General features: G+C 35.3%; 1 pseudogene. It reads right to left on the reverse strand.

Annotation, left to right across the window (positions count from 1 at the left end):
• Nucleotides 1-207: pseudogene (locus CES81_RS13720) on the reverse strand (IS3 family transposase); the annotation flags it as partial.

Below are 207 nucleotides of genomic sequence, written 5' to 3' on the forward strand. Positions count from 1 at the left end.
ATTCAGGCGACATTAAAGCGAAATGAATGCAAGTCTCTGCGATTGATGCATTATTTAATTGCTTCCACTTTACAAGCTTAATTCGAAAAGTACCAGATATTTTTGGGGGATTCATTAAACCTTTACGCCCATATAATTCATAAATGCCCACCATAATTCGAAATAGGAAATCAGCAATGCCAAATTTCTTTGCAATGGCCTTTTTAG

Origin of the sequence: Secundilactobacillus pentosiphilus (assembly GCF_002217985.1) — a bacterium.
GTDB classification, from domain to species: domain Bacteria; phylum Bacillota; class Bacilli; order Lactobacillales; family Lactobacillaceae; genus Secundilactobacillus; species Secundilactobacillus pentosiphilus.